The sequence below is a fragment of the Streptomyces sp. NPDC037288 genome (assembly GCF_055603265.1).
In genome coordinates, this window is the sequence record NZ_JBVJVY010000010.1 from 36,900 (window position 1) to 48,981 (window position 12,082).

Sequence of the window (12,082 nt, forward strand, 5' to 3'; positions counted from 1 at the left end):
GCCGAGACGACGGTACGGCGTCCGCCCCCCCCCCCCCCCCCCACCACCCCCCCCACCCCCCCCCCCCCCCCCCCCCCCGCCCCCTGGTTCACGCCTGCCGGACCTCCGCGAGCGTCACCGGCCGGTGCTCGTGCAGGGACAGGGTGCAGGCCTCGGCGATCCAGCCCGCCTCCAAGGCGTCCTCGACGGTGCAGGGGGAGGGGCGGGTGCCGGACACGACCTCGGTGAACGCGGTGAGTTCGGCACGGTAGGCGTCCGCGAAGCGGTCCATGAAGAAGTCGTGCGGGGTGCCGGCCGGGAAGCTCACGCCGGGTTCGACCGAGCGCAGCGGGAGCCTGTCGTCCAGGCCGACCGCGATCGAGTCCGTGAAGCCGTGCAGTTCCATGCGGACGTCATGACCCCGGGCGTTGTGGCGGGAGTTGGAGACCACCGCGAGGGTGCCGTCGTCCAGGGTGAGGATCGCGCCGGTGGTGTCGGCGTCGCCCGCCGCCTCGATGTAGTCGGCGCCCCGGTTGCCGCCGACCGCGTACACCTCGGTGACCTCACGGCCCGTCACCCAGCGGATGATGTCGAAGTCGTGCACGGAGCAGTCCCGGAAGATCCCCCCGGACGCGGCGATGTACGCGGCAGGGGGCGGTGCCGGGTCCAGGGTCGTGGAGCGGACCGTGTGCAGCCTGCCCAGCTCGCCCGACTGGACGGCGGCCCGCGCGGCGGTGAAACCGGCGTCGAAGCGCCGGTTGTAGCCGATCTGGATCGGCACGCCGCTGTCCCGTACGGCGTCGAGCACCGCCACGCCCTCCGCCATGGTGCGGGCGACCGGCTTCTCGCAGAAGACCGGGACACCGGCCTCGACACCCGCCCGGATCAGCGCCGGGTGGGCGTCGGTGGCCGCCGCGACGACCAGGCCGTCCACCCCGGCCGCCAGCAGCGCCTCCGGGGAGTCCGCCACCTCGGCGCCGAACCGCTCGGCGGCGGCCTTGGCGGCGTCCGCGAACGGGTCCGCGACGACCAGCGACTCGACGGCGTCCAGTCCGGAGAGGGTCTCGGCGTGGAAGGCGCCGATGCGGCCGAGGCCGAGGATTCCGATGCGCATGAGGATGACGCTCCTTGCAGTTCTTACGGGGACGAGCAGAGAGGGGGGTTCAGTCGAGGCCGCCGAGGACGTTCTGGTCCCAGTCGATCACCGACCCGGTGACCACGCCGGACCGGTCGGACAGCAGGAACACCACGAAGTCGGCGATCTCGTCCGGTTGGCCGAGCCGGCCCATCGGCAGCCTCGCCGCGGCCTGCTCCCGCCAGTCGTCGCCGGCGCCGTGGAAGGCGCGCTGGGTGGCGTCCTCGCCCTCCGTCGCCGTCCAGCCGATGTTCAGGCCGTTGATCCGGATCCGGTCCCAGCGGTGGGCGTGCGCCGCGTTGCGGGTGAGGCCCGCGAGGCCCGCCTTGGCGGCGACGTACGGCGCCAGGAACGGCTGGCCGCCGTGCGCCGAGGAGGTGATGATGTTGACGATCGTGCCGGGCGCCTTGCGGGCCACCATGTCGGCGACCGCCGCCTGCATGGCGAAGAACGGCCCCTTGAGGTTGATCGCGATGTGCGCGTCGAACAGCTCCGGTGTCGTGTCCAGCAGCGTGCCCCGGGAGGTCAGCCCCGCCGAGTTCACCAGACAGTCGATCCGGCCGAAGGCGTCCACCACCTCGGCGACCGCCGCCCTGGCCTGGTCGGCATCCGCCAGGTCGGCGCGTACGAACATCGCCTTGCCCCCGGCCGCCGCCAGTTCGGCCACCAGCGCCTCACCCGGTTCGGTGCGGCGGCCGGTGACCGCGACGACGGCGCCCTCCCGGACGGCCGCCCGCGCGATCGCGGCACCCACCCCCTGGCTGCCCCCGTTGACCAGCACGATCTTTTCCCGAAGAAGTCCGTCGCGAAGCCCCATGACCTGAACCTGGCCTTCCTCGGCTCTCTCGCCGTTCCGTACCGGCCCCCGGCTCCGCACGGAGCCGCTGCGGGGTCCGCTCCTCGCGGATGCGGCGGCGACGGACATCGGTGTCCCTCTTCCGGTCACAGGAGCGGCGCGGCCCTGTCATTCTTGTCAGTACAAACCCCTCGAACAACCAGCAGGAAGCCATCAAAAACCCCTCAAGGAGCCGGGCCATGGGCCACCCGTTCCCCATCCGGGAGATCGCACGTCAGGCGGGCCTGAGCGAGGCCACCGTGGACCGCGTGCTGAACGGCAGGGGAGGGGTGCGCGAGAGCACCGCCCAGGAGGTGCGCCGCGCCATCGCCGACCTCGACCGGCAGCGCACCCAGGTGCGGCTGGTCGGCCGTACCTTCATGGTCGACATCGTGGTGCAGGCCCCCGAGCGGTTCAGCACCGCCGTGCGCGCCGCCCTGGAGGCCGAACTGCCCTCCCTGCACCCGGCGGTGGTCCGCTCCCGCTTCCACTTCCGCGAGACCGGACCGGCCGCCGAGCAGGTCAGGACGCTGGACCGGATCGCCCGGCGCGGCTCCCAGGGCGTGATCCTCAAGGCCCCTGACGTCCCCGAGGTCACCGCCGCCGTGGGCCGGCTCACCGCGGCCGGCATCCCGGTCGTCACCCTGGTCACCGACCTGCCCGCCAGCGGCCGGCTCGGCTACGTCGGCAGCGACAACCGGGCCGCCGGCGCCACCGCCGCCTATCTGATGGGCCAGTGGCTCGGCGACCGGCCCGGCAACGTCCTCACCAGCCTCAGCAGCGGCTCCTTCCGCAACGAGGAGGAGCGCGAGATGGGCTTCAGGAGCGTCATGCGGGCCCGGCACCCGCAGCGCACCCTGGTGGAGATCGCCGAGAGCCAGGGCCTGGACGCCACCCAGTACGACCTGGCCCGCGCCGCTCTGGAACGGGACCCGGAGATCCGGGCCGTGTACTCCATCGGCGGCGGCAACAACGCCACCCTGCGCGCCTTCGCCGACCTCGGCCGGCAGTGCGCCGTGTTCATCGCCCACGACCTCGACCACGACAACACCCGGCTGCTGCGCGAGCACCGGCTGTCCGCCGTGCTCCACCACGACCTGCGGCACGATCTGCGCGAGGCCTGTCACGCGGTCATGCGCCACCACGGCGCCCTGCCGCCCGCCGGACCGCTGCTCCCGTCGGCGATCCAGGTCGTCACGCCCTATAACATGCCCGCGCCGGCGGACGGCTGAGGGGGAGCGATGACACGTACCGAAGAGGTGGAGATCGAGGGCGTTCCGATGGTCGCGACCCTCGTACCGGGCCGCGGCGGCATCGGGCTGCTCGCCCTGCACGGCAGTAACGAAGGGGGCACGGCCCAGCTCGCCGAGACGGTGGCCCGTCGCTGCGGCGCCACCAGCCTGGTCTTCACCCAGCCGGGGGTACGGCGTCCCGTGCACGTCCCGTCGCCGCACATGGCGGCCGACCACTGCGCGCTGCTGCGGGAGTTCCTCGAGCGGGTCTGCCTCACCGTCTCCCTGCACGGCCATATGCGTCCCCAGGCACCGCGCTCCGTCTTCCTCGGCGGACGCCACCGGGACGCGGCCCACGTCCTGGCCGAGGCGCTCACCGCCCATGCCCCGCACTTCCCGACCGTCACCGACCTGGCGGCCATCCCGTCCGGCCTGCGCGGCATACACCCCAGAAACCCGGTCAACCTGACCCGCCTCGGCGGAGTCCAGGTGGAGCTGCCCCTGCTGGCCCGCACCACCGACGACACCGACATCCCGCCGGGCCCGGTGGTCGAGGCGCTGACGGCGGGTGTGGGGGCGCTGGTCAGGACAGCGCCCCAGAGGGGCGCGGGGAACTGCGCGACGAGCCACGACGGCGCCGCAGACGCCTGACGGCACAGGGCGGCACTTCAGGCGGTGTGCTCAGCTGGCATCGACGTCCACCCACGTTCCCCGCTGAGCGGCCAGCACCATCGCATCCAGCACGGCCGCGCAGCGAACCGCGTCCGCGAGCGTGGCCCCGTACGGCACCCCCTCCGCCACGGACCGCACGAACCGATACGCCTCGATCACCTTCAGATCGTCGTACCCCATCGCATTGGCCGCCCCCGGCTGAAACGCCGCGAACTCACCGGCTCCCGGCCCCACGTACACCGTGCTCACCGGCTGGTCCTGGTACGTCGTACCCCGGCTCACCGCCAGCTCGTTCATCCGTCGGAAGTCCCAGAACACCGCCCCCTTCGTGCCGTGCACCTCGAAGCCGTAGGTGTTCTGCTCGCCGACCGAGACCCGGCAGGCCTCCAGGACCCCGCGCGCGCCGGAGGCGAAGCGAAGCAGGCAGTTGACATAGTCCTCGTTCTCGACCGGTCCGGGTTCGCCGCCGGAGGCGAGGGCGTGACCGGCGGTGGCGCCGGTCGGCCGGGCGCGCTCGGGGAGGAAGATCGCGGTGTCGGCGGTGAGCGAGGTGATGTCGCCGAGCAGGAAGCGGGCCAGGTCGGCGCCGTGCGAGGCCAGGTCGCCGAGGACCCCGCTGCCGCCGCGCGCCCGCTCGTACCGCCAGGTCAGGGCGCCGTCCGGGTGGGCCGCGTAGTCGCTGAACAGCCGGATGCGGACGTGGGTGACCGTGCCGATCCCGCCGGAGGCGATGAGATCGCGGGCGGCTTCGACGGCGGGCGCGTTGCGGTAGTTGAAGCCGACCGCGCCCTGCACGCCGGCCCTGGCGGCCGCGTCGGCGACCGCGCGGGCGTCGTCGGCGGTCAGCCCGACCGGCTTCTCGATCCAGATGTGCTTGCCCGCCTCGGCCATCGCCACGCCGATCTCCCGGTGCAGGAAGTTCGGGGCGGTGATGCTGACGGCCCGCACCCGCGGGTCGGCGGCCACCTCGCGCCAGTCGCGGGTCGCGGTGGCGAACCCGAACCGCTCGGCGGCCTCCTCGGCCCGCCCCGGCACCTCCTCGGCGACCGTGACCAGCCGGGGCCGTAGCGGAAGCCGCGGATAGTGGTGCCCGAGACGGGCGTACGCCTGGGTGTGCACCCGGCCCATCCAGCCGAACCCGACGACGGCGACACCCAGCTCATCCACCATGACAGCCCCTTCACGAGACCCGTTTGGACCGGTCCATGTTCCTTCCAGGCCACCTTTGTGCGGACATGAGCACGGTGTCAACCCTTTGACAGCGCGGTACGCCGTATGGAACGGTCCAAGGTATGAGACCGCCGACGATCCGTGACGTGGCCGAGCGGGCCGGAGTGTCCAAGTCGCTGGTCTCGCTGGTGCTGCGCGGCTCGGGACCGGTGAGCCCCGAGAAGCGGGAGGCCGTGCTGCGCGCGGTGCGCGAGCTGGGCTACCGGCCCAACGCGGCTGCCCGCAGCCTGAGCGAACAGCGCACCCGCACCGTGGGCGTCCTCCTGGACGACCTGCGCAATCCCTGGTTCGTCGACCTCCTCGACGGTCTCAACTCCCTGCTGCACGCCGCCGGCCTGCACATGCTGCTCGCCGACGCCCGGCTGAACCGGCGGATGGGGCACGACCTGGCCGAACCGTTCCTGGACCTCGGTGTGGACGGGCTGGTGATCGTCGGCACGGTCCCCGACGCGGGCGGTCTCGGCGCGCTCGCGCGGCGGATGCCGACGGTCGTGGCGGGCGCCCGTGAGCCCCGGCCCAAGGGGGTGGACGTCGTCGCCGGGGACGACGAGCACGGGGCCCGGCTCGCCACCGAGCACCTACTCGGCCTCGGCCACCGCCGGATCGCCCATCTCGCGGGCCACGGCGCGGTCGGCGCCCTGCGCAGGCAGGGCTTCGAGACGGCGATGCGGGCCCACGGCGCCGAACCGGTCGTCGAGCCGGGCGACCTGACCGAGGAGGGCGGCTACCGGGGGACCGTACGCCTGCTCAGCCGCCCGGAGCGGCCGACGGCGCTCTTCGCCGTCAACGACATGGCCTCGGTCGGCGCCCTGTCGGCGGCCGGGGAACTGGGCCTCAGGGTGCCCCGCGACCTCTCCGTGGCCGGCTACGACAACACCAGCATCTCCCGGTTGCGGCACGTCTGGCTGACCACGGTCGACACGGCCCCGTACGAGATCGGCCGGCGCGCCGCTCGCTGTCTGCTCGACCGGTTCGAGCGGCCGGACGGCGAGGGGCGCGTCCACCTCGCCGTACCGACGCTGGAGGTCCGGGGGACGACGGCGCCGCCCTGCGACGAAGTCAGAGGTTGACGGCGTACGCCTTGCGCAGCGTCTCGTGCACCGTCCACGTCGTACGGTCGCCCGCGCGCAGCACCGCCATGTCGCCCGGCCCCACCCGCAGCGTCGGCCCGTCCGCGACCTCGATCGTCGCCGAGCCGCTGATCACCACGAAGAGTTCGTCCGCCTCCGTGTCGGTGACCACGCCCGGCGTGATCTGCCAGATGCCGCGGATCTGCCGGCCGTCCGGCGACTCCCAGACCACCTTCCCGGTGACCTCCGGGTTCCCGGAGACGATCTGCTCCGGGGAGAGGGGCTCGGGTTCGAGAGCGGCGTCGGGGATGTGGAGCGCGAAGCTGTGCGTCATGCGGCGACCCTAACCAGTGCCCCGCGCGCCTCGCGCCCGACAGTGTGTGGGGCATCGGGGCTGGTGGGAGGACACTTCGTCGGTCCGTGCGGACTGGCGGGCGGACGCGGCACGGGTGATCGTGGAGGACATGGCTGACTCCACGGCGGTCGGCACGGCACCTCCCCGGCGACACGACACCCGCGAGGCGGTGTTGTTCGGCGGGGTGTACGGCGCCGTCCTCGCCAGCTCGATGGTGGCGGCGCTCACCCAGTACGGCCACACATCCGCCGAGGTCCGCGACTACGACGCCGCCTGGGTGCTGGTGACCGCGCTCGCCTCGGCCCTCGCCCACGGCTACGCCCACTACATCGCCGAGCGCCGCCCCCACGGCCGGTGGGACGCGCTGCGCGCGATGCGGGACGAGTGGCCGCTGGTCACGGCCGTGCTGCCCACGGTCCTGCTGCTCGCGGGCGCGTGGCTGGGGTGGTTCCCCGCGACGGGCGTCGAGTACGCGGCGTTTGCCCTCAACATCGTGATCCTCTTCGTGCTCGGCCTCCTCACCGCCCGCTGGTCGGCGCGGCGGTGGCCGACGGCCGTGGTCATCGGGATGGGGGACGCGCTGCTCGGGGTGATCGTGGTGGTGGCGAACGCGCTGATCAAGTAGGCGGCTCCTGCCGACGGCGGGATCAGCGGCCGGTGCGCACGCCGTCCAGGGCGATGGCGAGGACCCGGTCGCGCTGGGCGTCGTCGTCGAACACCGTGGCCGTGATGCCGGCGACCATCCGCAGCAGGTCGGTGAAGTCCATGTCCGTGCGGGCCACACCCGCCTTCTGGGCCCGCTCCAGCAGCGGACCGCCGGCCGAGTACATCGAGTCGCGGCAGGTCTGGAAGATCTCCGACTCGTCGTTCAGCGCCTCGCGCACCGCGCGCTTGGTGACCATGTAGCCGGCGAACCGGTCCAGCCAGGCCGTCAGTGCCTCCCACGGCTCCAGGTCCGCCAGCTCCACGGCCGTCCGGCACAGGGCGTCGACCTCGTCGGCGTAGACGCTCTCGAACAGCTCGCGGCGGGTGGGGAAGTTCCGGTACAGGGTGCCGATGCCGACGCCGGCGCGGCGGGCGATGTCCTCCAGGGAGGCGTCCGAGCCGTGCTCCGCGAACGCCTCCCGGGCGGCGGCGAGCAGGGCGTCGAAGTTGCGGGCGGCGTCCTTGCGGTGCGGCCGGCGGGCCGCCACGAGTTCGCCGACGGGGAACGGCGTGGCCGTCACTGCTGCCTCCCGGAGGGGAATCGATGAACCGGAGGGGTACATCCGCTTCAGTTGAACCGGAGGTACGCCTCCGCTAGAGTGGAGGGGTACCTCCACTTTAGCAGTGCGGGGGCGGCTCCGCCCTGGGCAGACGTGCCCGGCAGGAAGCCCCTCCGCCCATCCACAGCGCTCCCCCTTCGGAGAGGCTCCCTCATGCCCCGCAAGTCCACGCGCCTCACCTTCGCCGTTCTCGCGACCGGTGCCGGCGTGTTCTCGATGCTGCAGTCGCTGATCGCGCCGGCCCTGCCGACCGTCCAGCACGCCCTGCACGCCTCCCAGTCGACCGCGACCTGGGTGATGACGGCCTACCTGCTGTCCGCCTCGGTCTTCACCCCGATCCTCGGCCGCGTCGGCGACCTCGTCGGCAAGAAGCGCACACTCGTCGCGGTCCTGCTCACCGTCCTCGCCGGCTGCCTGATCGCCGCGCTCGCCCCGGACATCGGCGTCCTCATCGTCGCCCGCGTCGTCCAGGGCGTCGGCGGCGCCCTGTTCCCGCTGTCCTTCGGCATCATCCGGGACGAGTTCGCGCCCGCCGAGATCAGCGGGAGCATCAGCAACCTCTCCGCCGTGATCGCGGCCGGGGGCGGGGTCGGCATGGTGGCCGCCGGGCCGATCGTCTCCGCGCTCGACTACCGCTGGCTCTTCTGGATCCCCGTGGCGATCGTCGCCGCGACCGTCCTCATCGCCCTGCGCTACGTGCCCGAATCGCCCAAGCGGGCCCAGGGGAGGGTGAGTTGGTACGGCGCCGGGCTGCTCTCCGCCTGGCTCGTGGCCCTGCTGCTGCCGCTGAGCCAGGCCGGGCAGTGGGGCTGGGGCTCGCCGAAGGTGCTCGGCCTGTTCGCCGCCGCCGTCGTGCTGTTCGCCGTGTGGGTGACGACCGAGGCCCGCTCCCGCACCCCGCTGATCGACCTGCGCGTGATGCGGCTGCCCGCGGTGTGGACCACCAACGCGGCCGCCCTGCTCTTCGGCGCCGGCATGTACGCGATCTGGTCCTTCCTGCCGGGCTTCGTCCAGACGCCGTCCGCGGCCGGTTACGGCTTCGGCGCGAGTGTCACCGCGTCAGGCCTGCTCATGCTGCCGATGCTGCTGGCGATGTTCGTCTCCGGCATCCTCTCGGGGCGCCTGGAGCCCCGCGTCGGCGCCAAGGCGCTCCTCGCCACCGGTGCCGCACTCGGCGCGCTGGCCTGCGGATTCCTCACCTTCTGGCATGACGCCCCGTGGCAGATAGCCGTGGTCGCCGGACTGTTCGGCCTGGGCATCGGACTGGCCTTCGCCTCCATGGCCAACCTCGTCGTCGGCAGTGTCCCGCCCGAGCAGACCGGCGCCGCGACCGGCATGAACGCCAACATCCGCACCATCGGCGGCTCCATCGGCGCCGCGCTCACCAGCGTCCTGGTCACCGGCCGCCTCCAGCCCTCCGGCCTGCCCTACGCCTCCGGCTACACCCACGGCTGGGCCCTGCTCGCCCTCCTCTGCCTGGCCGCGGCCGGCGCGGCCCTGCTCGTCCCGGCCCGCCGCCCCGGCCGTACGACGACCCCCGCCACGACGGAGACGACACGGGCACCCGCACCGGTGCGGTAGGGTTGACCTGCGTGATCACACGGGACACCCGGGTGGGAACGCGACGGGACGTGGCGCAGCTTGGTAGCGCACTTGACTGGGGGTCAAGGGGTCGCAGGTTCAAATCCTGTCGTCCCGACTTGCGAAGACGCAGGTCAGAGGCTGTTTCGGCGGGTCCGGAACAGCCTCTCGCTCTTTCGGGGGCCTGGATGATGTCGACCATGGACACGGGCGGCGGCTCTACGGGCGAGGGCCTAACTCGCCCACAGCCTCAGCTGTCCGCGTGACCATCCCGCGGACGACTGCCCGGTGGTGGGCGAGGAGGTCGATGCCCGCGTCGGTGGCGGAGGACGTCGTCGCTCCCGAGGAGGAAACCGTGCCGGAAGGAAGGGCGGACCCCGGCCTGACCGAGGCTGCCCTTCCTGGAAGAGCCGCCCTCTACCGGGCGGGGGACACCGCTTCGGCCGTTTCCGCGGGCCGGCGCCGCTGCCGGGCCGCCAGTACCGCGTAGACGATGACTCCCGCGAACAGGAACAGCGCGCCCTGGTACACCGCCGCGTAGCCGGCACCGGCCATCAGCCAGAGGGAGAAGGCCGCCGCGATCGCGGTGACCACCGAGTCCCGCACCAGGCGCGCGCGGTCCACCGACCTGCCGGAGACTAGGTGGAAGATCTGCGCGGCTGCCGCCAGCAGGTACGGCACGGTCGCGGTGAACGTGGTGACGAGGACCAGGACGTCGAAGACCTTCGCCGAACCCGACAGGTAGTTGTACGCGGTCAGGAGGGAGGAGAGGACGACCGTGACGGCGACGCCGACCGTCGGAACACCCCGGCGGCGGCGGGCGAAGGCGGCCGGGAACAGGCCGTCCTGGGCGGCGGCGTACGGGGTCTGGGCGCTCAGCAGCGTCCAGCCGTTCAGGCACCCGGTCATCGACACCAGCGCCGCCACCGCCACCGCCGTACCGCCCCAGCCGCCGCCGAACATCGTGTTCACGGCGTCCGAGAAGGGGGCCGTGGAGGTCGTCAGCCGGTCGTGCGGGACCGTGCCGAAGACGGACAGGGTGCCCAGCAGATAGACCAGCGCGGCGCCCGCGGTGCCGATGACGGTGGCGCGTCCCACGTTGCGGCGGGCGTTGCGGACCTCGCCCGCGCTGACGGCGGCGGACTCCACGCCGAGGTAGGAGAACAGCAGCAGGGCGGCGGAGGCGGACACGGCGCCGACGGCGCTGTGGCCACTGGCGTTGAACGGCCCGAGCCGGGAGGGGTCGAAGAAGAACAGGCCGCCGACCGCGACGAGCAGCAGCGGCACGAACTTCAGTACGGTCGACACGAGCTGGACGGCCCCCACGTACCGGGTGCCGGCGAAGTTGGCGAGGGCGGGCAGCCACTGCAGGGCCAGGGCGGCCAGACATGCGGTCCAGCGGTGGTCGCCCACCGGGATCAGCACGTCCAGATAGCCGACGGCGGCGACGGCGAGCGCCGCGTTCGACACCCAGGTGGTGATCCAGTACGCCCAGGCGGCGAGGAAGCCCGCGAAGTCACCGAAGGCCTCGCGCGCGTAGACGTACGGGCCGCCGGTACGGGGGTCGCGCGCGGCGAGCCGGCCGAAGACCAGGGCCAGCGCGATCGCGCCGACGGTCAGGACGGCGAAGGCGACCAGGCTGACCGTGCCGTAGGGGGCGATGGAGGCGGGGAGCAGGAAGATGCCGCCGCCGATGATGTTGCCCATGACCAGCGCGGTCGCCACCGGCAGGCCGAAGCGACGCGCGTGCTTGGTGCTGTCGCCAGGGGTGCCCGCGGTGGGAACCTCGTGGCTCTCGGAGGGGGCCGGAGCCGACGGCGGGACGGTTCCGGTGACGTGCATGGGGGGACCTCTCATCGAACAGATGTCCCGGGATCGCCGGGACGCCTGCCATGGTCGGGTACGCCCCGGTCCGCCGCAAAATCGCCGTTCGTTGTGCTGCGGCACCCGCCTGATCATGCAAAAAGTGAGGTCAGGTGGCCTGTACGCCGTGAGATGTGCGGTGCCGCCCGGACGGCCGCCGTCAGTCCCCGGCCGCCCACAGACCGCGCACGTGTCCCAGGTGCCGGGTCATGATCGCGTGTACGGCCTTCTCGTCCCGCTGCAGCAGCGCGTCGAGGAGTTCCAGGTGTTCCTCGGCGGAGGCGAGCAGCCGGCCGGCCTCCACCAGGGCCGTCAGACCGTAGAGGCGGGAGCGGCCGCGCAGGTCGGCCACCACCTCGACCAGGTGGGCGTTGCCGGCCAGGGCCAGCAGGCCGAGGTGGAAGCGGGTGTCGGCCTCGACGTAGGCGATGAGGTCGCCCGCCACCGCCGCGGTGACGATCTCCCGGGCCGCCGGGCGCAGTGCCTCCAGTGAGACACGGTCGGCGGTGCGGGCCAGCTCGACCACGGTCGGGATCTCGACGAGGGCGCGGATGTGCGTGTATTCGTCCAGCTGCTGGTCGGAGACCGCGGTGACCCGGAAGCCCTTGTTCGGCACGGTGTCGACCAGGCCCTCCTTGGCCAGGTCCAGCATCGCCTCCCGCACCGGTGTCGCCGAGACGCCGAAGCGCGCGGCGAGCGACGGTGCGGAGTAGACCTCGCCCGGCCGCAGCTCGCCCGCGATCAGCGCGGCGCGCAGCGCGTCGGCGACCCGCTCGCGGTAACTGCTGCGCCGGCCGCCCAGCCGGGGCAGGGCGGGCATCTGCGTACCCCGCGTGTTCTGTGCCATGTCACGCATCACCGGGCT

Annotated in this window: 12 protein-coding genes and 1 tRNA gene; 6 read left to right on the forward strand and 7 right to left on the reverse strand. The window is 72.9% G+C overall.

Annotated elements, in window-relative coordinates:
- Positions 1 to 88: 88 nt before the first annotated feature.
- Together ACZ7GZ_RS14525 and ACZ7GZ_RS14530 are read right to left on the reverse strand one after the other, a co-directional pair.
- A complete protein-coding gene (locus ACZ7GZ_RS14525) occupies positions 89 to 1,093 on the reverse strand; it encodes a Gfo/Idh/MocA family protein (protein ID WP_471024159.1) in 1,005 nt (334 codons plus the stop codon).
- A gap of 49 nt (positions 1,094 to 1,142) precedes the next feature.
- Positions 1,143 to 1,931 carry an SDR family oxidoreductase gene (locus tag ACZ7GZ_RS14530; protein WP_471024160.1) on the reverse strand — a complete coding sequence of 263 codons (789 nt, stop codon included), beginning with the start codon at positions 1,929 to 1,931 and terminating at the stop codon, positions 1,143 to 1,145.
- 218 nt (positions 1,932 to 2,149) lie between these two features.
- Between ACZ7GZ_RS14530 and ACZ7GZ_RS14535 the strand changes: the two genes are divergently transcribed.
- Both ACZ7GZ_RS14535 and ACZ7GZ_RS14540 read left to right on the forward strand, forming a co-directional pair.
- On the forward strand, positions 2,150 to 3,181 hold the full coding sequence (locus ACZ7GZ_RS14535) for a LacI family DNA-binding transcriptional regulator (RefSeq protein WP_471024162.1): 1,032 nt from the start codon (positions 2,150 to 2,152) through the stop codon (positions 3,179 to 3,181).
- Between the two features lie 9 nt (positions 3,182 to 3,190).
- Positions 3,191 to 3,832 carry a poly-gamma-glutamate hydrolase family protein gene (locus tag ACZ7GZ_RS14540; RefSeq protein ID WP_471024163.1) on the forward strand — a complete coding sequence of 214 codons (642 nt, stop codon included), beginning with the start codon at positions 3,191 to 3,193 and terminating at the stop codon, positions 3,830 to 3,832.
- 30 nt (positions 3,833 to 3,862) lie between these two features.
- On the opposite strand, the gene ACZ7GZ_RS14545 is transcribed toward ACZ7GZ_RS14540, so the two are convergent.
- Complete coding sequence (locus ACZ7GZ_RS14545; RefSeq protein WP_471024164.1) at positions 3,863 to 5,023, reverse strand: Gfo/Idh/MocA family protein; 1,161 nt, start codon at positions 5,021 to 5,023, stop codon at positions 3,863 to 3,865.
- Between the two features lie 122 nt (positions 5,024 to 5,145).
- Here ACZ7GZ_RS14545 and ACZ7GZ_RS14550 point away from each other — a divergent pair, with 122 nt between their 5' ends.
- Positions 5,146 to 6,153, forward strand: coding sequence for a LacI family DNA-binding transcriptional regulator (locus ACZ7GZ_RS14550; protein WP_471024166.1), 1,008 nt, complete (start codon positions 5,146 to 5,148; stop codon positions 6,151 to 6,153).
- Here the strand turns inward: ACZ7GZ_RS14550 and ACZ7GZ_RS14555 are convergent.
- On the reverse strand, positions 6,143 to 6,487 hold the full coding sequence (locus ACZ7GZ_RS14555) for a cupin domain-containing protein (protein WP_471024167.1): 345 nt from the start codon (positions 6,485 to 6,487) through the stop codon (positions 6,143 to 6,145). The genes ACZ7GZ_RS14550 and ACZ7GZ_RS14555 overlap by 11 nt on opposite strands.
- A gap of 130 nt (positions 6,488 to 6,617) precedes the next feature.
- On the opposite strand from ACZ7GZ_RS14555, the gene ACZ7GZ_RS14560 reads away from it, so the two are divergent.
- Complete coding sequence (locus ACZ7GZ_RS14560; RefSeq protein WP_471024168.1) at positions 6,618 to 7,133, forward strand: hypothetical protein; 516 nt, start codon at positions 6,618 to 6,620, stop codon at positions 7,131 to 7,133.
- 22 nt (positions 7,134 to 7,155) lie between these two features.
- Here ACZ7GZ_RS14560 and ACZ7GZ_RS14565 read toward each other — a convergent pair whose 3' ends face one another.
- Positions 7,156 to 7,734, reverse strand: a complete 579-nt coding sequence (locus ACZ7GZ_RS14565; RefSeq protein WP_471024169.1) for a TetR/AcrR family transcriptional regulator — start codon at positions 7,732 to 7,734, stop codon at positions 7,156 to 7,158.
- Positions 7,735 to 7,926: 192 nt separating this feature from the next.
- Between ACZ7GZ_RS14565 and ACZ7GZ_RS14570 the strand changes: the two genes are divergently transcribed.
- Together ACZ7GZ_RS14570 and ACZ7GZ_RS14575 are read left to right on the forward strand one after the other, a co-directional pair.
- The gene (locus ACZ7GZ_RS14570; protein WP_471024170.1) at positions 7,927 to 9,354 is read left to right on the forward strand and encodes an MFS transporter; all 1,428 of its coding nucleotides are present in this window, start codon (positions 7,927 to 7,929) and stop codon (positions 9,352 to 9,354) included.
- A 44-nt stretch (positions 9,355 to 9,398) separates the two neighbouring features.
- Positions 9,399 to 9,472: transfer RNA gene (locus tag ACZ7GZ_RS14575), tRNA-Pro, on the forward strand.
- Between the two features lie 299 nt (positions 9,473 to 9,771).
- Here ACZ7GZ_RS14575 and ACZ7GZ_RS14580 read toward each other — a convergent pair.
- Together ACZ7GZ_RS14580 and ACZ7GZ_RS14585 are read right to left on the reverse strand one after the other, a co-directional pair.
- Positions 9,772 to 11,196: an amino acid permease gene (locus ACZ7GZ_RS14580; RefSeq protein ID WP_471024171.1), complete on the reverse strand. Its 1,425-nt coding sequence runs from the start codon at positions 11,194 to 11,196 to the stop codon at positions 9,772 to 9,774.
- Between the two features lie 181 nt (positions 11,197 to 11,377).
- On the reverse strand, positions 11,378 to 12,064 hold the full coding sequence (locus ACZ7GZ_RS14585) for a GntR family transcriptional regulator (protein WP_471024172.1): 687 nt from the start codon (positions 12,062 to 12,064) through the stop codon (positions 11,378 to 11,380).
- Between the last annotated feature and the right edge of the window lie 18 nt (positions 12,065 to 12,082).